22 protein-coding genes are annotated in these 18934 nt (G+C 57.1%); 8 read left to right on the forward strand and 14 right to left on the reverse strand.

Annotated features, from left to right (window positions below; genetic code table 11):
• Positions 1-7: 7 nt before the first annotated feature.
• The gene (locus Q1B21_RS18790; RefSeq protein WP_299892072.1) at positions 8-895 is read left to right on the forward strand and encodes a sulfotransferase domain-containing protein; all 888 of its coding nucleotides are present in this window, start codon (positions 8-10) and stop codon (positions 893-895) included.
• Positions 896-1002: 107 nt separating this feature from the next.
• The gene (locus Q1B21_RS18795) at positions 1003-1875 is read left to right on the forward strand and encodes an S-methyl-5'-thioadenosine phosphorylase (RefSeq protein ID WP_299892075.1); all 873 of its coding nucleotides are present in this window, start codon (positions 1003-1005) and stop codon (positions 1873-1875) included.
• A 33-nt stretch (positions 1876-1908) separates the two neighbouring features.
• Here Q1B21_RS18795 and Q1B21_RS18800 read toward each other — a convergent pair whose 3' ends face one another.
• On the reverse strand, positions 1909-2652 hold the full coding sequence (locus Q1B21_RS18800) for a hypothetical protein (RefSeq protein ID WP_299892076.1): 744 nt from the start codon (positions 2650-2652) through the stop codon (positions 1909-1911).
• 245 nt (positions 2653-2897) lie between these two features.
• Between Q1B21_RS18800 and Q1B21_RS18805 the strand changes: the two genes are divergently transcribed.
• Complete coding sequence (locus tag Q1B21_RS18805; protein ID WP_299082779.1) at positions 2898-3527, forward strand: LysE family translocator; 630 nt, start codon at positions 2898-2900, stop codon at positions 3525-3527.
• Between the two features lie 9 nt (positions 3528-3536).
• Here Q1B21_RS18805 and Q1B21_RS18810 read toward each other — a convergent pair whose 3' ends face one another.
• Positions 3537-3710 carry a hypothetical protein gene (locus Q1B21_RS18810; protein ID WP_298937017.1) on the reverse strand — a complete coding sequence of 58 codons (174 nt, stop codon included), beginning with the start codon at positions 3708-3710 and terminating at the stop codon, positions 3537-3539.
• Positions 3711-3817: 107 nt separating this feature from the next.
• Between Q1B21_RS18810 and Q1B21_RS18815 the strand changes: the two genes are divergently transcribed.
• The 3 genes from Q1B21_RS18815 (at position 3818) to Q1B21_RS18825 (ending at position 5227) form a co-directional block, all read left to right on the forward strand.
• Positions 3818-3952, forward strand: coding sequence for a hypothetical protein (locus Q1B21_RS18815; RefSeq protein WP_298937018.1), 135 nt, complete (start codon positions 3818-3820; stop codon positions 3950-3952).
• Between the two features lie 82 nt (positions 3953-4034).
• Entirely contained in the window at positions 4035-4574 is a 540-nt protein-coding gene (locus Q1B21_RS18820; RefSeq protein WP_298937019.1) for an adenine phosphoribosyltransferase, read from the forward strand.
• 170 nt (positions 4575-4744) lie between these two features.
• On the forward strand, positions 4745-5227 hold the full coding sequence (locus tag Q1B21_RS18825) for a fasciclin domain-containing protein (RefSeq protein ID WP_298937020.1): 483 nt from the start codon (positions 4745-4747) through the stop codon (positions 5225-5227).
• A 39-nt stretch (positions 5228-5266) separates the two neighbouring features.
• Here the strand turns inward: Q1B21_RS18825 and Q1B21_RS18830 are convergent, their stop codons facing one another.
• From Q1B21_RS18830 to coxB, 12 genes are all read right to left on the reverse strand, one after another.
• The gene (locus Q1B21_RS18830) at positions 5267-6682 is read right to left on the reverse strand and encodes an FAD-binding oxidoreductase (protein WP_299892081.1); all 1416 of its coding nucleotides are present in this window, start codon (positions 6680-6682) and stop codon (positions 5267-5269) included.
• A 38-nt stretch (positions 6683-6720) separates the two neighbouring features.
• Positions 6721-7539, reverse strand: a complete 819-nt coding sequence (locus Q1B21_RS18835) for an MBL fold metallo-hydrolase (RefSeq protein ID WP_299892084.1) — start codon at positions 7537-7539, stop codon at positions 6721-6723.
• A 162-nt stretch (positions 7540-7701) separates the two neighbouring features.
• Entirely contained in the window at positions 7702-8229 is a 528-nt protein-coding gene (locus Q1B21_RS18840) for a hypothetical protein (protein WP_299892087.1), read from the reverse strand.
• Between the two features lie 25 nt (positions 8230-8254).
• A complete protein-coding gene (locus Q1B21_RS18845; protein ID WP_298937023.1) occupies positions 8255-8839 on the reverse strand; it encodes a GNAT family protein in 585 nt (194 codons plus the stop codon).
• Positions 8839-10101, reverse strand: a complete 1263-nt coding sequence (locus Q1B21_RS18850; protein WP_299082789.1) for a pitrilysin family protein — start codon at positions 10099-10101, stop codon at positions 8839-8841. The genes Q1B21_RS18845 and Q1B21_RS18850 overlap by 1 nt, the downstream gene beginning before the upstream one ends.
• Positions 10098-11486, reverse strand: coding sequence for a threonine synthase (thrC, locus tag Q1B21_RS18855; RefSeq protein WP_299892090.1), 1389 nt, complete (start codon positions 11484-11486; stop codon positions 10098-10100). The genes Q1B21_RS18850 and thrC overlap by 4 nt, the downstream gene beginning before the upstream one ends.
• Positions 11483-12160 carry an SURF1 family protein gene (locus Q1B21_RS18860; protein WP_299892093.1) on the reverse strand — a complete coding sequence of 226 codons (678 nt, stop codon included), beginning with the start codon at positions 12158-12160 and terminating at the stop codon, positions 11483-11485. Before Q1B21_RS18860 ends, thrC begins: the two co-directional genes overlap by 4 nt.
• A gap of 165 nt (positions 12161-12325) precedes the next feature.
• Positions 12326-13141 carry a cytochrome c oxidase subunit 3 gene (locus Q1B21_RS18865; protein WP_299892096.1) on the reverse strand — a complete coding sequence of 272 codons (816 nt, stop codon included), beginning with the start codon at positions 13139-13141 and terminating at the stop codon, positions 12326-12328.
• A 22-nt stretch (positions 13142-13163) separates the two neighbouring features.
• Positions 13164-13739, reverse strand: coding sequence for a cytochrome c oxidase assembly protein (locus Q1B21_RS18870; RefSeq protein ID WP_299892099.1), 576 nt, complete (start codon positions 13737-13739; stop codon positions 13164-13166).
• Positions 13739-13900, reverse strand: coding sequence for a hypothetical protein (locus Q1B21_RS18875; protein WP_299892102.1), 162 nt, complete (start codon positions 13898-13900; stop codon positions 13739-13741). The genes Q1B21_RS18870 and Q1B21_RS18875 overlap by 1 nt, the downstream gene beginning before the upstream one ends.
• Positions 13897-14853: a heme o synthase gene (gene cyoE, locus Q1B21_RS18880; RefSeq protein ID WP_299892105.1), complete on the reverse strand. Its 957-nt coding sequence runs from the start codon at positions 14851-14853 to the stop codon at positions 13897-13899. Before cyoE ends, Q1B21_RS18875 begins: the two co-directional genes overlap by 4 nt.
• A gap of 86 nt (positions 14854-14939) precedes the next feature.
• On the reverse strand, positions 14940-15851 hold the full coding sequence (gene coxB, locus Q1B21_RS18885; protein WP_299892108.1) for a cytochrome c oxidase subunit II: 912 nt from the start codon (positions 15849-15851) through the stop codon (positions 14940-14942).
• Positions 15852-16027: 176 nt separating this feature from the next.
• Between coxB and tldD the strand changes: the two genes are divergently transcribed.
• Both tldD and dprA read left to right on the forward strand, forming a co-directional pair.
• Positions 16028-17449 carry a metalloprotease TldD gene (tldD, locus tag Q1B21_RS18890; RefSeq protein ID WP_299892111.1) on the forward strand — a complete coding sequence of 474 codons (1422 nt, stop codon included), beginning with the start codon at positions 16028-16030 and terminating at the stop codon, positions 17447-17449.
• A gap of 238 nt (positions 17450-17687) precedes the next feature.
• The gene (gene dprA / locus Q1B21_RS18895) at positions 17688-18821 is read left to right on the forward strand and encodes a DNA-processing protein DprA (protein ID WP_299892114.1); all 1134 of its coding nucleotides are present in this window, start codon (positions 17688-17690) and stop codon (positions 18819-18821) included.
• Positions 18822-18934: the final 113 nt, after the last annotated feature.

An 18934-nucleotide genomic window follows, 5' to 3' on the forward strand; every position in this document is an offset into this window, starting at 1 on the left:
GTCAAACATGACGACCCGAAAGCTCTATCTCGGCCCTCTGACCGACAACAGACGTTGGGATATGGTCAACATCCGCCCGGACGATGTGCTCGTCGTGACCCCTCCGAAATGCGGAACCACCTGGATGCAAACCATTGTGTCCCTGCTGTTCTCCGGTGATCCAGAGGTCGAGACAGAGTTATCTGTGAAAATGCCATGGGTCGATATTCGTATCCGCGAGATGCCAGAGGTTGCTGATCGGCTTGAAGCCATGCAGCATCGGCGCAGCATGAAAAGCCACACGCCGATGGACGGGTTGCCGCTGGACAATAGGGCACAGTACATCTGCGTGTTTCGTCACCCCCTTGATGCGCATTTCTCGTTTCGCAAACACGTACGCAACATTCCGTTGCCGTGGTTTGATACATGGTACCCCGAGGATGATACTGACGGCATCACCTTTCGCCGTTTTTTGGATGGCGGAGCAGAAGGGTTCGATGGGGATGCAATGCCACTCGCGCACATACTTCAGCATTACAAAGCTGCAATGGCCGTTGCCGATCGACCAAACGTGTCGCTCTTTCACTATGCCGACATGACCCGCGATCTGGCCAGTACCTTTGCCAGACTGGCCGATATATTGGACGTATCACATTCTACCGCTGTTATGGACCAGTTGGTTCAGGCAGCAACCTTCAACAATATGAAGGCCAATGCTGTGCGTTTTGCTCCATCAGGCGGCAAAGGGTTCATGAAATCAGACTCAGAGTTTTTTCACAGCGGTACCAGCGGCAAGTGGCGCGGTAGGCTGACAGACAAAGACTTGGCCGCTTATGACGCGATCATGGAGGCACATCTTACGCGTGAAGATCGCGCGTGGTTGGAATATGGATCACACGGAACCGTGGCCTCGTGATCCATCTCAACCGCAGCCGATCACGCAAGACGGTGCAAGTGCCACTTGCCAAATGAGCAACTGAGCCGCAGATAGGTCTGAACGGATTCATCAAGCGGAGACGACACGTGACCCAAACTAAAATCGCCGTTATCGGAGGATCGGGTATCTATGACATCGACGGCCTGGAAAATGCCGAGTGGGTTACAGTTGAAACACCGTGGGGCGATCCGTCAGATCAGATTTTGACCGGATCGCTGAACGGGGTGGACATGGCCTTTCTGCCCCGCCATGGGCGCGGCCATGTGCATTCGCCAACCGAGGTGCCTTACCGCTCCAATATCGACGCGCTGAAGCGGCTGGGCGTGACGGATGTGATCTCGGTGTCTGCCTGCGGATCGTTTCGCGAAAATATGGCGCCGGGGGATTTCGTGATCGTCGATCAGTTCATCGATCGCACTTTCGCGCGCGAAAAAAGTTTTTTTGGCACCGGGTGTGTGGCCCATGTCAGCGTCGCCCATCCCACCTGCCCGCGTCTGAGCGACGCGTGCGAAACAGCTGGCAAAGCCGCTGGGATCACCGTTCATCGCGGCGGCACCTACCTGGCAATGGAAGGCCCGCAGTTTTCCAGCCTTGCCGAATCCAAAATGTACCGTGAGCAGTGGGGATGTGATGTGATCGGCATGACCAACATGCCCGAAGCGAAACTCGCCCGCGAAGCAGAGCTTTGTTATGCCTCAGTCGCAATGGTCACAGATTTTGACAGCTGGCATCCCGACCACGGAGAGGTCGACGTCACCGCGATCATCGCGACGCTGACGGACAACGCCGAGAAAGGTCGCGCCTTGGTCAAGGGATTGCCCGCCCTTTTAGGAGTTGAGCGCGCGCCCTGCCCCCATGGCTGCGATCGGGCGTTGGAATATGCCATCCTGACCGCCCCAGAAAAACGCGACCCAGCATTGCTGGCCAAGTTGGATGCAGTGGCTGGGCGAATTCTGTAACCGCCCAGTTCAGCCACAGAGAATTCTGTGCGCCTATTCGATGCGCACCAATTCCCAATCCGCTTTTACGCGCGTCAGCCAACCAATCTTAAGGACCTGATGTTTCGGCGTCGGATTCACGCAGTGTGCGCCACAGTCTTTTGGAATGATACTGGAGCGTGACAATTGCACCAGTTCAGGCCGATCGGGACTGTCTGGTCGGAAATAGACCATGTCAACGATGTACACCGACTGATCAGGCATCCGCACGCGTTCAATCACCCGGTCCAGGCACTCGCGTTCGAGTTTCGAGTTCAGCTCAGCACTGCGGTAGATCTTGTTGTATTCCCAAACCACACGCGCATCGTCCAGATTCATGTTCGCGAGAATCTTCTCACCAACAAACTGCCCGACCTGAGAGATTGCGTCGTTAAAGCCCTTTCCCCACTCATTGATACCAGCAAACCTTACGGGCGCGATCGGGTAAGAGTCGGCCATGTGCAGTTTGCACAGTTTGATGGGAAAGAAATCGCCTGTGGAATGGTCAAACGCGTATGCGTCACCCGGATTGGGACTATCAAGTCGATGCGCCGGAATGCTGTGTCGGTCATAGCGCAAATCAGCTTCGTCCGCATCCAGAATGAGCGGCGCACAGACCGCCACAACTGCGATCACACCAGCGACAGCAAGCAAGTAGCCCGCGCGGGATCGCACTGCTTCTCCAAAACCAGACAAGTTCATTGCTGCACCGTTGGACAACACAGGTTGCCCCCGCAATCCGAATAACCGTTTGGGCATCCTTGGGCACTAACACTTACAGGAACGAGAAAAATAAGGAGCATAAGCCCCGCTGCAAACCACTTCATAAGAAATACTCCGAATAAAATAAGCTTCAATTTTAACATAAAACGCAGAAAAAAGCGACTCGCTGGCAATCTTACAGATCGAATCCGATGGCTGTTGGCGTTCCCCTCTGGATTGACTTTGAAACAGACCGTGTCTTAGCTGACGGAAATTGTCGTAGAATCCGGGAGTTGCAAAAAATGTCTTTAGATCTCTGGCTTACCTTTGTTGCAGCCTCGACTGCGCTTCTGCTGATCCCCGGACCAACCGTGTTATTGGTGCTTAGCTATGCTTTGTCCAAAGGGCGTAGCGTTGCGGTGGCATCGGCGACCGGGGTCGCAGTGGGCGACTTTGTGGCAATGACCGCGTCATTGCTGGGATTGGGTGCGCTGGTGCTGGCCTCGGCCACTTTGTTTTCTGTGCTGAAATGGGTCGGTGCGGCCTATCTGGTATGGCTGGGCGTCAAATTGCTGCGCAGCGCGCCGTCAGGCGGTCTCACGCCCGTTGAAACCGGGCAAGGCGTGACCGCCCGCAACGTCTTTGGCCATACCGCCGCCGTGACCGCGTTGAACCCAAAATCCATTGCTTTCTTCATTGCCTTCGTGCCGCAATTCCTGCGCCCTGCCGACCCGCTGGGCCCACAATTTGCCATCCTGATCGCGACGTTCGTCGGGCTGGCGTGGTTGAATGCGCTGGCCTATGCGCTCTTGGCCGATCGTTTGCGCCGGATGATCGGACGCGCGGGTGTCATCACGGCGATGACGCGGTTCGGCGGGCTGACGTTGATCGGGATGGGCGTCGCAACAGCTATCCTGCGCCGACCGGCCTGACACAGGGCGTTAATCCTCAGCGTTTTCTTTCATAAAACTACGAATGAAGCGCCGGATTTCCCGCGCGGCCGAGGTGTCCAGATTCTTGCAGAGATCTACAAATGCGTCACGCTCATCTTTGTCCAACCGCAAGACCAACTGACTGTTTTTCTTGGTAGATACCTTACCGTCTTTCTTTGCCACGCGCCTTGGTCCTGTCAACTTCTTGATTCTTTTCTCTATGCATTGTATATACATAGCATAGAGAATGTAGATATCGGGCACCTAACAACAAAAATAGGATGATGGCAATGAATCTTAATGTCGCTCAGGCATTCCTTTTGCGCGACCAACGTAACTGGCGCAAACCCCACCTTTCGTGGCTGCCGGTCGCGCTGTATCGCTATTATGGATTGCCCAAAGCCCTGCCTGGTGGCCGCAAATAGCCCCACAAGGCATTCTTTTGTTGCATGACTGACCCCAATGGGCCAAACAGCCCCGCGTGTTTTGACGTAAAAGGGTTGGCTCATGTCCAGAAACAAGACGGTCAAAGACTACATCCGGACCATTGTCGATTTCCCGCATGAAGGGATCATGTTTCGCGATGTAACGACCCTGTTCGCCGACCCGCGCGGGTTTCGCGTTGCTATTGACCAGATGCTGCACCCTTATGCTGGTGAGCGTATCGACAAGGTGGTCGGCCTCGAAGCACGCGGGTTTATTTTGGGCGGAGCCATTGCGCATCAGTTAAGCGTCGGGTTTGTCCCGATCCGCAAAAAAGGCAAACTGCCCGGCACAACGATCAGCCAGGACTATAAACTGGAATATGGCGAAGCGATCGTTGAAATCCACGATGACGCGATCCAACCCGGAGAGAAGATTCTGGTGGTGGACGATCTGTTGGCCACCGGCGGCACTGCGGCCGCAGGGATCAAGCTGATCGAACGGCTGGGCGGTGAGATTATCTCATGCGCGTTCATCATCGACCTGCCGGAACTGGGTGGTCGTAAAGTGCTTGAGGATATGGGCATGGATGTCCATGTCCTGTGCGAATTTGAAGGGCTTTGACGCCTCTGATTTCACAAACTTGTGAGTGGATAATCGCGAAGCGGATGGCTTAGTGCGCTTTGACGCGACTTCAAGCATGAATACCGCTTTTGCCCGGTGATCTTATTGTGTGGTCGCTCCGTATCCTTGTTGATGCTGCATGAAGCATTTCAACTCAGGGAGACTACATCATGTTCCGCAAATTCGCCGTCGCCGGTGTCGCTTCGATCCTGTTCACTACCTCTGCCATGGCCGATGGTCACGGCAAGGACATCGTGGACACTGCCGTCGCAGCTGGCAGTTTTGAAACCCTCGTTGCCGCCGTTCAGGCCGCTGAATTGGTCGACACGCTTAAAGGCGAAGGCCCGTTCACCGTGTTTGCCCCCACCGATGATGCGTTTGCCGCGTTGCCGGAAGGGACTGTGGCCGATCTGTTGAAGCCAGAAAACAAGGATCAGCTGGTTGCTGTCCTGACCTATCACGTGGTCCCGGGCAAAGTGATGTCGGGGGATCTGTCCGACGACATGACCGCGGCCACCGTGCAGGGCGGTGACATCACCATCGATCTGGATTCGGGTGTGATGGTCAATGATGCAAATGTCGTTCAGGCTGATATCGAGACTTCGAATGGCGTGATCCACGTCATCGACAAAGTGATCCTGCCCGGTTCGTAACCGAACGTCCAAACACGGCTTGGTCTGACCAGGCCGTGTTCACCCTATCAGCACGGCACCGGGATTCATGATGCCTTTGGGATCAAGTGCGGCCTTGATCGCTCGCATAGCGCTGAGCTTTGCAGGATCGCCGTAGCGCTCCAAATCAGATGTCTTCAGGCGCCCAATCCCATGTTCCGCGCTGACGGACCCATCGAACCTATCCGCAAGGTCATGCACAGCGGTTTTGACTAAGCTACGATCCTTCTCATAATCCGACCGGTTCTGACCTTTGGGCGGGAACACGTTGTAGTGCAAATTCCCATCCCCCAAATGACCAAAGCAATTGATCCGGAACGGGCCAAGCGCGGCCACTACGTCTGCGCCTTGTCGGATGAATTCAGGGATTCTTGAGATCGGGACCGAGATATCGTGGCTCGATACCGATCCAATCAAACGATTGGCTTCGGGGATACGCTCTCGCACCGCCCACAGATCGGCCCGCTGTGCTTCGCTTTGGGCAATGACCCCATCGCTGACCAATCCTTGCGCTTCGGCATGTTCGAAAAGAGTTGTGAGCGCATCGGCAGGCGACTGACCCTTCGGCAGCCCCAGTTCAATCAACACACACCATTTGGGTTTGACCTCAAAGGGTTGGCGGACATCCGGCAAGACCTCGGTCAGGAAATCAAGCCCCTGCCGGTGGATCAGTTCAAACGTACTGACGGTTTCTCCTACCTGATCTCGCGCGGCAGCGAGCAGATCGATTGCTGCCTCAGGTGACGGCACCTGAAACACCGCAGTTCCAGTTGCAGCCGGACGCGGGAACAGTTTCAGCGCGGCGGCGGTTATGATCCCCAGCGTGCCTTCAGCCCCGATCAACAGGTTGCGCAGGTCGTACCCAGTGTTGTCCTTGCGCAAACGGCTGAGGCCATTCCAAATCTGACCGTCGGGCAGCACAGCTTCCAACCCAAGGCACAGGTCGCGCGCGTTGCCATAGCGCAAGACATTGACCCCGCCCGCATTGGTGGACAGGTTACCTCCGATCCGACAGGACCCTTGCGCGGCCAAAGACAGCGGAAACAGGCGATCAGCCGTTCCGGCGGCATCTTGAACGTCGGACAGCACAGCACCCGCTTCGGCCACCAGAACGTTTTCGGTCGGATACACCGCCCGAATGGCCGTCATCCGTTCCAACGAAATCAGCAGTGGTGCCGGGCCTTGGGTCATTACCTGCCCGCCGACCAATCCAGTTCCGCCACCGTAGGGCACCACCGGCACCTGTGCCGCGGCGGCAAGGCGCACCAGCGTAGCGACGTCTTCCACGTTGCGCGGCAGGGCCAGCAGGCCGATATGGCCCACAAATCGGTTCCGAGGTTCGTCAAGGTAGCGGTCAGAGACCGGGCGTAAAATATCGTCACCCAGTTCTGAGCGGATCAGGGCAGCAAGGCGGTCATCAGCAGGGTTTAAACTCATACCCCTTCCTTGCCCAACGCATGCCCCAACGACAAGCCCTATTCCAGCTCGATCAGATAGCGCGGCTCAAGCACCACGACGGTGGGCCGATCTGGTAAGTCGCTGAGTGACACAGTGATTTCCGAGACTCCTTTGCGTTCCACCGGAAAGTCATTGCGGATGTCGACCAGAAATCGGTCCAACGAAAATCCCGAAAACCAGTGCATCGGAATAATGACCGAGCTTTTTAGCCTCTTCAGTACCGAAATCATTTCCGGCAATGGCATGGTTGTGCCGCCATCCACCGCCGCCATCACCACGTCCAACCGCCCCAGAGCAGCGAATTGTTCATCCGACGGGACATGGTGCAAGTGGCCGAGATGTCCGATGCAAAGGCCTTCGACCTCGAACACAAAGATCGAGTTGCCGCGTTCCTCAATCCCGCCATAGACCGAACGGATATCCGTAGACACATTGCGCACCAGCATTTCGCCCAGATCGAGGTGATGTTCGATACCCTGCCCAAACTCACCCCAACCTGGCAAAACATGCGGGATGGCCGGATCGGGATGCGCCGTCCAATGGGTATCATGAGCATGGTTCATGGTGACGATATCAGGGATCAGCGCCGCGCTGCCGATGAACCCTGTGAAATCTGTCACCGCATTCAGCCCACCCTGGGTCTGGATCAGAAAGGATGCATGGGCGATATAACTGATGCGTACAGAGTATTCGGGAACCGGATCACTCCAGGCTGCCTTGTGCAGATATTCGATCCCCGGCGCCGCATCCGCAATGGCAATACAATGGCTCGGCCGACGCTCCTGCGCCACAGCCCCGCCCCCGATCACCAGCAATACCGCAACGATCCACCGCATGAGCCAAGTGTAGCGCACAGCAAGTGTAAGTCACCCCACTGAATCCGGCGCTCAACCAATTGAGAGAGCAAATGTGTGGGGAGATTTAGACGACAATGCACTTGCGCAGCTTGAACGGGCGCGAAACTCTCGCCGCACGCAACGCTTGCGCCAGGGCATCGCTTACGAAAAACGCGCTACGCATCTGGGTATCAATCCAGAGATCCGGCCCTTCCAGCGCCTCCTCTCTGACGGCAATATCGTTGTCCTGCATACCCCGGGGGGTTGCCAGATGTCATGGTTCGGATAGGGCTTACCAATACGCGGCGATTGATCCGTTAGCACCGCAGTCTTCCGAGCGCCAAAGTTCAAGCAGAAGTATTCGCCGTCGACAGGTGTCTTGCGATCGTGTTGAAACAGTTTGATCGGATAGAGATTGCCCGCACTCAGATCGAACTGACGCAACACTACAGCATAGGCCGCCGACACTGTCCACGCCCCTGCCGCCTTAAATAGGTCAGGTTGCCTCTTTTCCTTCTTGTCTTTGTATTTAGCAAATTCTTCTGTTGGGAAGAAGTCAGATGTCAAATGCTCCCCTTGCTCATTTCTTTTGTTGGCATCAGCTACGAATTTTATGTCATTGAGCCACTGATCAGAACGGAATCCTTTCAAACTCGCAGTGCTATACATTGCAAAGCTGATCCAAATCATTGGTCGCTTCATCCGAACCATGGTTCTACCCCGCGTCTGTGCGGCCGCGCCGGTCTGATCGCAGGCTGGCGTACAGAACATGCGTGCGCCACCGCCCGTTGATCTGCAAATACGACTGCGCCACGCCCTCGTATTTGAACCCTGAGCTTTCCAGCAACCCGCGCGAAGCGGCGTTTTCAGGCAAACAGGCAGCCTCGATTCGGCTGAGGTCAAGGCGGGTGAAGGCGTGGTGCAACACGGCGCCAATGGCCTCGCGCATGTATCCCTGACGGGCAAAGGATTGCCCCGTCCAATAGCCCAATGTCCCGGCCTGCGCCGGCCCACGGCGGACATTGTCCAACGTGATCGCCCCTAACAGAGCCTCATCGGATCGGCGGAACAAGAACAGCGGGATCGCTGTGCCGCCTGCGACCGAGCGCTGAGCCCAATAAACACGATTGGTGAACGACTTGCGAGTCAGGTGATCCCTGGCCCAGATCGGTTCCCACGGAGTCAGATAATCTCTAGACGATCGCCGCAGCGCCGCCCATTCGTTGAAATCGGAATGCACGGGCGGGCGCAAGCTCAGGCGCTCGGTTTCGAGTTTCAGCTTGCGTCTGCCTAACAGCATCACGCCGCGCGCCTCTCCTGCAATTCAGCCAGCGTCGGCGCGCCCGAGACCGGGCCGTACAAAGCCAGCGCTGCCGGGGCCTGAACAGCCATATCTTCGGCAAAGGCGCGCACGTCTTCGGTGCAGACCGCGTTGATCTTGGACACCGTGTCTTCAAGCGAAGGCACCTGCCCCCAGATCTGTACCAGCCGCGCCAGACGCTCGGCACGGTTTGACGGGCTTTCCAACCCCATCAACATTCCGGCTTTCATCTGGGCACGGGCGCGGGCGACTTCTTCTTCCGTCATGTCTTCGGCGGCGCGCTTCATCTCATCGATGGTGATGTTGGCCAACTCGCTGATCTGATCGGCGGATGTTCCCGCATAGATCGTGGTCGTGCCGGTATCGGCGTAGGCCCCGGTCTGCGCAAAGATCGTATAGCAAAGCCCGCGCGTTTCACGGACTTCCTGGAACAGACGCGAAGACATGCCACCGCCCAGCGCTGTCGAATAAATCTGCGCCGTATAGATCGCATCGTCGCGATAGCCCGGGCTTTCCAGCGCCAGGGCGAAATGGGCCTGTTCCAGCTCTTTGTCCTGACGCGCTTCGCCCCCAGTGAACCGGGCGGCCTCGGCGATCAGGCCCTTGCGTGGCTGAAGGTGGCCGAACATCTCTTCGGCTGTTTTCATCAATACGTCATGATCCACTGCGCCTGCGGCAGACAAGATCATTTGGTCAGGGCCATAATGTTCCGCGACAAACCCCGACAGATCTTCTTTCGAAAACGCGCTGACCCGCTCAGTCGGGCCAAGAATAGTCCGGCCCAAAGGTTGGTCGTGATAGCTCTGCTCTTGCAGCCAGTCAAAGATCACATCGTCGGGCGTGTCATATGCCTGGCCGATCTCTTGCAGGATTACGCCGCGTTCAACCTCGATCTCGCGCGGATCAAAGATCGGATTCAGAACGATGTCGCCGATCACATCCATCGCCAGCGCAACGTCGTCCTTCAAAACACGCGCATAGTAGGCCGTCACCTCGCGCGAGGTATAGGCGTTGATATAACCGCCCACATCCTCGATCGCTTCTGCGATCTGCAGCGCAGACCGGCGCTCGGTTCCCTTGAACGCCATATGCTCAAGGAAATGGGCGATGCCATTCTGTTCGATCCGCTCATTGCGCGCACCGGCGGTTACCCAGATGCCGATGGCTGCCGATTGCAGCCCCGGCATATGTTCACTGACGATACGAAATCCGTTCTTCAGTTGGTCTTGTCTGACAGTCACTCGGCGATATGCCCTTTGATATGATCCTCGAGGGCGCCCAGATCATTTGCAATGCGGGTCACCCGTTCCGGACGTTCATACAGATCAGACATGCGAGAGGGAAGAGGCGGATGTACGCCGCTGGCCTGCTCGACCGCAGCGGGGAATTTCGCGGGATGCGCGGTGGCCAGCGTGATCATTGGGACGTCAGCCGTGCGGTGATCCTCGGCCACTTTGATCCCAACAGCGGTGTGTGGGCAAACCAGTTCTACGCTGTTGGCCAAGGTGGATTTGATTGTCGCAAGAGTTTCTTCTTCCGACACCCGTCCCGAGTCGAAACTCTCACTCAGGGCCTGCATCGCGCCCTGGCTGATGTTGAACCCGCCCTGTTTCAATTCGTCCATCAACTGCGCAACGGCGCTTCCGTCCTCGCCATAAGCATAAAACAGCGCGCGTTCAAAATTCGAGCTGACCTGAATATCCATCGAGGGGCTGATCGAGGGGATCGTGTCGCCCTTGAAATACCCGTGCCCCGACAAGCAGCGGTGCAAGATATCATTCTGGTTTGTCGCAACCACCAGACGGTCGATCGGCAGGCCCATGCGCTTAGCAAGGTAGCCTGCGAAGATATCCCCGAAGTTTCCGGTGGGCACGGTGAAACTGACCTTGCGATGCGGCGCACCCAGACTGGCGGCGGCAGAGAAATAATACACGATCTGCGCCAGAACCCGGGCGAAATTGATCGAGTTCACGCCGGCCAGTTTCACGCCATCGCGGAAGTCGAAGTCGTTGAACATGTCTTTCAGGGCAGCCTGACAATCGTCAAAATCGCCATCAACCGCCAGTGCATGTACGTTGCTGTCCGCGGGCGTCGTCATCTGACGGCGTTGCACCTCGGACACGCGGCCATGCGGATACAGAATGAACACGTCAACCGCGTCTAACCCCCGGAACGCCTCAATCGCGGCCGAGCCGGTGTCGCCACTCGTCGCGCCCACGATGGTCACGCGATCCCCGCGCCGCTTAAGCGCCACCTGAAACAGCTGACCAATCAACTGCATGGCGAAATCCTTGAAGGCCAATGTCGGTCCGTGAAACAGTTCCAGTAGAAAGTGGTTCTCATTCAGCTGTTTCAGCGGCGCCCGGGCGTCGTGACCGAAGCCCTTGTAAGCACGGGCGATGATCTCCTTGAACTCATCTTCAGCAAACGATCCGCTCACATAAGGCCACATCACCCGAAACGCGATGTCCTCATAGGGCAGACCAGCCAAAGCAGCGATGTCATCCTGCGACATCACCGGGATTTCGGCAGGTACATAGAGGCCGCCGTCGCGGGCCAACCCGGTCAGCATCGCGTCTTCAAAGCTCAGTTCGGGCGCTTGCCCACGGGTCGAGATGTATTTCATTGCGTTTCACTCTCAGACAGGGCGCGGCTGCGCCACAGAAAATACCCAGTCATCGCGGCCCAGACCAGGGCCAGACCAAACCAGGTCACCGCATATTGCAGGTGATCATTCGGTATGCCTGCGGTCAGCACAGGCAGTGGGGTGATGTCGGGGTCGGTTTGCGAGCGGGCGATCAGCAACACCGGCTCGGTTCCCAATTCACTGGCCAATGCAGGGACGTCGCGGGCAAACCAGATGTTTTCATCCATGTCCGGCGCGGGCGTGTAACCATCGATCTCATCCGGCCAATGCAGATTGCCGATGATCTCCATCTCGCCAATCTGACGCAGGGTTGATTTGGCTGTCGTCGAGACAAAGCCACGGTCGATCAGCAACGTACGCTCACCCGATTTGAACGGTGCAATGATACGATATCCGGGACCCACCTGCTTGACCGAGACCAGAACATGGATTTCCCCCCGCAGCATCTCTCCGGCCACAACAACCGGCAGATAACGATGCGTTTCGGGATCGATTAGGTCAGGCAGTCTTACCGGATCTCCTGCGATGCGGGTGTCGATATCTGCCAACAAACCCTCTTTCCAATGCAAACGCTGCACCTGCCATGCGCCAAGCGACAGCAGGATCGCCAAACCGGCAATTCCGAAGATCAGCAGGAACAGGATGCGGCGCATTTCGAACCCGTATTTGTTGCAGTTAGGCGTCAGAACCGGCGCCTTGTTAAAGTCTGCGCAGACGTAAATGCAACCGCGCAATTGTATGGGGCGCAATCTTGCGCCCCGGATAGAGAAAAAGCCGCCCCTCAGGGCGGCTTTTGCAATTGGATAGCCTGACAGGCGCTACATCAACGGGGCCTGGCCCCAGATGTAGACAGCGAAGAACAGGAACAGCCAAACAACGTCCACGAAGTGCCAGTACCAGGCTGCGGCTTCGAACCCGACATGCTTTTCTGGCGTAAAGTCCCCGCGCAGCGCCCGGATCAAACAAACCGACAGGAAGATCGTTCCGATAAGGACGTGGAAACCGTGGAAACCCGTTGCCATGAAGAAGTTCGAATAGAATTGATCATCGCCGAACTTCCAACCCTCATGCGCCAGCAATTCGTAATACTCGAACGCCTGCAGCGCGGTGAACGCAACCCCAAGGACAATACCAATAGCCAGACCATTGATCAGCGCCTTGCGGTCATTGTCATGCACCAGCGCATGGTGCGCCCAAGTGATGGCGCAGCCTGACAGCAGCAGGACCAGCGTGTTGATCAAAGGTAGGTGGAACGGGTCGACAGCGTGAATATCCGGCTGGATGTATTCCGTGCCGGCATAGTCATACATCGGATACATGCGATGTTTGAAGAACGACCAGAACCAGGCAAAGAAGAACATTACCTCGGACATCACAAAAAGGATGAAGCCGTAGCGCAGGCCGATGCGGACAACCGGCGTGTGATCCCCTTGACGGCTTTCAACAACAACTTCGGACCACCATGCGAACATGGTGTAAAGCACGGCAATCAGGCCAGCCCAGAACACCCACGGTGTTTTGTCGTGCATCCAAAGTACAGCTCCGAACAGCATCACAAATCCGCCAACGGCACCGATCAGCGGCCAGATTGATGGGTTCAGAATATGGTAGTCATGGTCTTTAGCGTGTGCCATCAGCGTCCCTCACCTACAGGCGTTAGTTCGTTTTTTTATCGGACTGCGCGTCAAGGGCGGCATAGCCCTCGGGCAGATCAATTTCGTAGAATGTATACGACAGAGTGATCGTATGCACATATTTGGCTTCAAGATCTTCGACGATTTCAGGATCGACGAAGAAACTTACCGGCATCTCAACCCGTTCCCCGGGTTGCAGCACCTGCTCTTCAAAGCAGAAGCAAGCAATTTTCTGAAAATACCCACCTGCAGAATAGGGCGCCACGTTATATGACGCTTGTCCAGCAATGGGGCGGTCAGTCGGGTTATAGGCCTCGTAAAAGGCTAATCCGGTTTCACCGATGCGGACCTCCATCTCGCGCGCAACCGGTTTGAATTCCCAGGCCATGTCCTTGTCTTTGGACGCATCGAAGCGCACTGTCACGGTCCGATCCAGAATGTCTTCGGGGGCGGCCTCAGCTACACCTGTTGTGCCACCAAACCCGGTGACGCGGCAGAACCAGTCATAGAAGGGCACAGATGCCCAAGCCAGGCCACCCATCAGAACAACCACACCCACCGTTTGCGCAACAGTCTTCTGAGGACCGGTCAGTGCCATTAGTTCTGAACCTCTTGCTGCGCCATTCCAAAATCGGTGCCCGAGACCTTGACGACGGTCAGGCCGAAAATGATGAAGATGAACGCTGCCAACGTCAGCCCCACGCCCAGATTGCGCCCGAAACGGCGCTGATGCAGTTCGTGGCTTTTGCGCAAGCTCATGACCAACCTCCCAATCCGTAGGGTTTCAGCAACGCTTCTACCAGGATCGCACCGAAATGTAGGAAGAGATAGAGCAATGACAGCTTGAAGAAAGACCGCTCGACCTTGAAGTTATCCGCTTCCGAGTCGGCTTCGGTCCGGCGCGAAATCTTCCAGGCGCCGCTTAGGAACAGCGCATTCAGGATAAGGGCAACCGTCAGATACACGGGACCGCCAATATTGGAGAACGCAGTTCCAACGGCCAGTACCGAAAGCAGGACAGTGTAGATCAGGATATGCGTCCGGGTTGCGCGTCGGCCATGTGTCACGGTTAGCATCGGCACGCCCGCATCGTCGTAATCCGACCGCATGAACAGCGCCAGCGCCCAGAAATGCGGTGGCGTCCACATGAAGGTCAGGGCAAACATCAACCACGGCTCAAGTGGCATCGAGCCTGTGGCTGCGACCCAGCCGATGACCGGCGGAAATGCCCCGGCAGCACCGCCAATCACGATGTTCTGCGGCGTCGAACGTTTCAGCCACATCGTATAGACGACAACATAGAAGAAAATCGTGAAAGCCAGAAATGCGCCGGCTATCCAGTTGGTCGCCAGCCCCAGCATGATCACGGAAAGGCCGGACAGCGCCAGCCCCAACGCCAGTGCTTCGCCTTCTTCAACCTTGCCGGAGGGGATCGGACGACCTTTGGTGCGTTTCATCACCTTGTCGATATCCGCGTCCCACCACATGTTCAGGGCACCCGAAGCACCGCCGCCTATCGCGATGAACAAAATAGCGCAGAACCCGACAAACGGATGAACCGGGACCGGCGCGGCCAGCAATCCGACCAGAGCCGTGAAGACAACAAGAGACATCACGCGCGGTTTCAGCAGGGCGAAGTAATCGCCAAAGCTGGCCTCGTCCACGCGGGGTTGCGCGGTCACGGTGCTGGCATTGATGCTTGCGTCGGTCATTTCCGGTCCTTCTGGGGCGAAAGCTGCGCGAAACCTCGCGCAGCTTGCATTTTAGGTCGGGTAGGCAGACCCTACCCTATCCGCGCTCAGTTCGAGGCGACCTTAAAGCTCTGCGTTAGGCCTGCGTACTCGTCGATCGCGCCTGTCAGCCATTCGTCATACGCTTCCTGGCTCACCACCTTGACGGTGATCGGCATATAGGCGTGGTCTTTGCCGCACAATTCCGAACACTGGCCAAAATAGATGCCTTCTTTCTCAGCTTCAAACCACAGCTCGGCCAAGCGGCCCGGCACACCATCCTGCTTCACGCCGAAGGATGGGATCGTCCACGAATGGATCACGTCTGATGCGGTCACTTGCATCACCACCACTTTGTTCACCGGCACAACAACTGCGGTATCTGTCGCCAGCAGCCATTCATCCGAGCTGTAGCCGGCGTCGGACAGCTTGGCGCGCATTGCATCGTCCAGAACAAACGGGGTCACATCGGCATCCGCGGGGCGCGTTCCTTCGTCCAACGTCGCCGGGTGGCCCAGCAGATAGCTGTCGAACGCAAAATCATGATCGACATATTCGTAGGTCCAGTACCACTGGTTGCCGACAACTTTAATGACGACATCGCCCTTAGGAATTTCCTGTTGCTGGAACAGAACGGGCAATGAGAAAGCGCCGATAAAAACCAGAATCACGATAGGTCCAAGCGTCCACGCAATTTCCACCGGGGTGTAGTGTGAAAAGCCCGCTGGCGTTGGATTGACGCGCTTGTTGTAGCGCACGATGCAATAGACCAGAAGCCCCGCAACGAACACACAGATCACGGTGATGATCACCAAAATCATCGTATCGAGACGATGTATCTGATCGGCAAGTACAGTGGCCGCTGGCTGAAAGCCCCAACCGCCATCAACTGGCTTGCCAATAATTTCAAGCTCCTGAGCCATGGCGGGAAGGCTGGAGAGGGCTGTCACTAACCCCGAAAGCATCAAAGCATTCTTCATGTTCTGTCCTGATCGTTTGATCTTTACGTCCCTGGCGAAAAGGTGTGAATCGGTCACACCTCACCCGTTGTCTTTGGCCGCGTTAAAAACCATATTCCGTCGGGTAGATAAAGCAAAATGCTTGCGTCAAACAGACGCTATTTTTGATCTGGATCAAACCGGAAAGGCCGCAACCCATGTCTCAAGCCCCGTTTCGCCCATTTGAGAGCGCACTTCCGCATGATGAAGCACTGGCCGTTCTGCGGTCGGCAACAGCCGGCGCGGAAGACGGTGAGCTGTTTGTAGAACGGCGCAAATCCGAGGCGCTGGTCTTTGACGATGGCCGTCTGCGCACGGCCTCGTATGACGCATCCGAAGGGTTCGGGCTGCGGGCAGTGCAGGGAGAAGTGGCGGGTTACGCCCATTCAACCGATGTTTCGATCCCCTCCCTGAAGCGGGCCGCAGAAACCGCGCGGTTGGCCGTAGGCGATGGCGCGGGCACGCTTGCCGGGGCGCCGATGGCCACCAACAAACGTCTGTACACGGACGAAGATCCGATCGACTCGGCCAGTTTCCCTGTGAAGGTTGAAACGCTGCGCGAGATTGACGCCTTTGCCCGTGATCTGGATTCTCGTGTTGTGCAAGTCAGCGCGACGATTGCCGCTGCGGTGCAAGAGGTCGAAATCCTGCGCCCCGGCGGCGTGCTGGTGCGCGATGTGCGTCCAATGACACGCGTGAACATCTCTGTCATCGTCGAACAGAACGGACGGCGCGAGAGCGGCTCGGCAGGTGGCGGCGGCCGCGTGGGGCTAAGCGGGCTGATTGATCCAACCGATTGGCAGGACAAGGCCCGCGAGGCTCTGCGGGTCGCTCTGGTCAACCTGGATGCGGTCCCTGCCCCGGCGGGCGTGATGGAAGTGGCACTAGGTCCCGGCTGGCCCGGTATCCTGCTGCACGAGGCAATCGGTCATGGGCTGGAGGGAGATTTTAACCGCAAAGGCAGCTCGGCCTTTTCTGGGCTGATGGGCCAGCAGATCGCCTCGAAAGGTGTGACCGTTGTGGATGACGGCACAATTGCAGATCGGCGCGGGTCGATCTCGGTAGATGATGAGGGCACGCCAAGCTCGCGGACGGTGCTGATCGAAGATGGTATCCTGACCGGGTACATGCAGGACCGACAGAACGCGCGTTTGATGGGCGTTTCACCAACCGGCAATGGTCGGCGGCAAAGCTATGCGCACAAACCGATGCCTCGGATGACCAACACGATCATGCTGGGCGGCGACGCCGATCCCGCAGAGTTGGTGTCCGAGATCAAGGATGGCATCTGGGCGGTCGGCTTTGGCGGTGGTCAGGTGGACATCACCAACGGCAAATTCGTGTTTTCCTGCACCGAAGCGTATCGTGTTGAAAACGGCAAGATCGGCGCACCTGTCAAGGGTGCAACGCTGATCGGCGATGGCCCATCGGCGCTGAAACGTATTCGCGGACTGGGCAATGACATGGCGCTGGACCCCGGCATGGGCACCTGCGGCAAGGACGGACAATGGGTGCCGGTTGGTGTTGGTCAACCCACGGTCCTGATGGATGGCCTGACCATCGGAGGATCGGCCGCCTGAGTCGGAACCGGGCCTTTCACAAGGCGCAGGGTTAACCTTGCGCCTTTTTTGTTTGACGCATTTTCTTTTTGCCTGACGTATCCCTGAATACCGACAAAACCATTTCCTGTTTATTTTACATATAGATAAACATGTTTGTCGTAGTAATCTCAGAAAGGATTGCGGATAATTTATTGAGATTCACAAGGTGTTAACCCGGTCTCCCGTAAACCAGTTCTGCAATCAGGCGGAGCATCGGATGACCGAAGAGCAGCTTTCTTCCAATCACCCCCCACTCCCACCCACCACGGAAGAGGACCGGTTTTCCTGGCTCCGTCTGTTGCGCTCGCGCAAGGTTGGCCCGGCAACGTTCCGGCGCCTGCTCAGCGAGCACGGGTCAGCGCAGAACGCGCTGGCCGCGCTGCCTGAAATGGCACGCGCCGCCGGGATAGAAGGGTATGAAATATGCCCTCCGGGCGTCGTCGAGGCGGAGATCAAGGCCGCAAAGGCTGCCAAAGCAGGGCTTTTGTGCCTTGGCGCCGCCGATTTTCCCAAAGCTCTGTACGATGTATCAGACACTCCGCCACTTTTGTGGGCCATTGGCGACATCTCGATCCTGGAGCGTCCCGCGATTGCAATGGTCGGCGCACGCAATTGTTCCTCTCTGGGCGCAAGAATGGCGCGTGGTCTGGCCAAAGAGCTGGGGGAACAGGGATATACCGTAGTCTCAGGACTGGCGCGCGGCATCGATACCTCAGCCCATATGGCCGCACTGAACACCGGCACCGTGGCCGTAATGGCCGGTGGCGTCGACGTGATCTATCCGGCAGAAAACGCGGACCTGGCGCATGACATTGCGACAACCGGGCTACGATTGTCAGAGCAACCGATGGGTGTAACGCCTCAGGCGCGGCACTTTCCGCGCCGGAATCGCATCATATCAGGGTTGGCGCAGGCCGTGGTGGTGGTTGAAGCAGCGGCGAAATCGGGCAGCCTGATTACTGCGCGGGATGCGCTGGATCAGGGGCGCGAGGTGCTCGCTGTTCCCGGCCATCCCTTTGACGCCAGGGCCGCAGGGTGCAACCTGTTGATTCGCGATGGTGCAACACTGGTCCGATCAGCCAACGACGTCGTTGACGCCCTGCCGCAGCGGCAGAACACGGTTGAAAAGGAAGTGATCGCACCGCTGGTTGCCACGCCCTCGCGTGGGGCATCGCCAGCAACCCTGCATCACGAGATTCTGACACGGCTTGGTCCTTCACCGATCGCCGAGGATCAATTGATCCGCGACATCGCAGCAAGCGCTGGCGAAATCGGCCCGGCTCTGGTCGACCTAGAGCTGGATGGACGCATACAGCGACAACCAGGCGGCCTGCTGGCGCTGTCGGCTTGAAGCCGCCACAAGGCTGCAACCCTGCGTGAACCTCAAATTAGTTCGCGTATGACCAGGTTGTAGTAGAATGGTTTTTTGGCCCCAACTCGTTGGTCAAAAGGAACGCATTGACA

The sequence above is a fragment of the uncultured Ruegeria sp. genome, from assembly GCF_947504215.1.
In the GTDB taxonomy this organism is placed as follows: Bacteria; Pseudomonadota; Alphaproteobacteria; order Rhodobacterales; family Rhodobacteraceae; genus Ruegeria.

Excerpts from the sequence above, each read along its gene's own strand:
- Q1B21_RS18820 (WP_298937019.1), top strand. The coding sequence starts at position 4,035 with ATGTCCAGAAACAAGACGGTCAAAGACTACATCCGGACCATTGTCGAT.
- dprA (WP_299892114.1), top strand. The coding sequence starts at position 17,688 with ATGACCGAAGAGCAGCTTTCTTCCAATCACCCCCCACTCCCACCCACC.
- cyoE (WP_299892105.1), bottom strand. The coding sequence starts at position 14,853 with ATGACCGACGCAAGCATCAATGCCAGCACCGTGACCGCGCAACCCCGC.
- Q1B21_RS18860 (WP_299892093.1), bottom strand. The coding sequence starts at position 12,160 with ATGCGCCGCATCCTGTTCCTGCTGATCTTCGGAATTGCCGGTTTGGCG.
- Q1B21_RS18830 (WP_299892081.1), bottom strand. The coding sequence starts at position 6,682 with ATGAGTTTAAACCCTGCTGATGACCGCCTTGCTGCCCTGATCCGCTCA.
- Q1B21_RS18835 (WP_299892084.1), bottom strand. The coding sequence starts at position 7,539 with ATGCGGTGGATCGTTGCGGTATTGCTGGTGATCGGGGGCGGGGCTGTG.
- Q1B21_RS18800 (WP_299892076.1), bottom strand. The coding sequence starts at position 2,652 with ATGCCCAAACGGTTATTCGGATTGCGGGGGCAACCTGTGTTGTCCAAC.
- tldD (WP_299892111.1), top strand. The coding sequence starts at position 16,028 with ATGTCTCAAGCCCCGTTTCGCCCATTTGAGAGCGCACTTCCGCATGAT.
- Q1B21_RS18845 (WP_298937023.1), bottom strand. The coding sequence starts at position 8,839 with ATGCTGTTAGGCAGACGCAAGCTGAAACTCGAAACCGAGCGCCTGAGC.
- Q1B21_RS18815 (WP_298937018.1), top strand. The coding sequence starts at position 3,818 with ATGAATCTTAATGTCGCTCAGGCATTCCTTTTGCGCGACCAACGTAAC.
- Q1B21_RS18870 (WP_299892099.1), bottom strand. The coding sequence starts at position 13,739 with ATGGCACTGACCGGTCCTCAGAAGACTGTTGCGCAAACGGTGGGTGTG.
- thrC (WP_299892090.1), bottom strand. The coding sequence starts at position 11,486 with ATGAAATACATCTCGACCCGTGGGCAAGCGCCCGAACTGAGCTTTGAA.
- Q1B21_RS18840 (WP_299892087.1), bottom strand. The coding sequence starts at position 8,229 with ATGATTTGGATCAGCTTTGCAATGTATAGCACTGCGAGTTTGAAAGGA.
- Q1B21_RS18875 (WP_299892102.1), bottom strand. The coding sequence starts at position 13,900 with ATGAGCTTGCGCAAAAGCCACGAACTGCATCAGCGCCGTTTCGGGCGC.
- Q1B21_RS18790 (WP_299892072.1), top strand. The coding sequence starts at position 8 with ATGACGACCCGAAAGCTCTATCTCGGCCCTCTGACCGACAACAGACGT.
- Q1B21_RS18805 (WP_299082779.1), top strand. The coding sequence starts at position 2,898 with ATGTCTTTAGATCTCTGGCTTACCTTTGTTGCAGCCTCGACTGCGCTT.
- Q1B21_RS18825 (WP_298937020.1), top strand. The coding sequence starts at position 4,745 with ATGTTCCGCAAATTCGCCGTCGCCGGTGTCGCTTCGATCCTGTTCACT.
- coxB (WP_299892108.1), bottom strand. The coding sequence starts at position 15,851 with ATGAAGAATGCTTTGATGCTTTCGGGGTTAGTGACAGCCCTCTCCAGC.
- Q1B21_RS18865 (WP_299892096.1), bottom strand. The coding sequence starts at position 13,141 with ATGGCACACGCTAAAGACCATGACTACCATATTCTGAACCCATCAATC.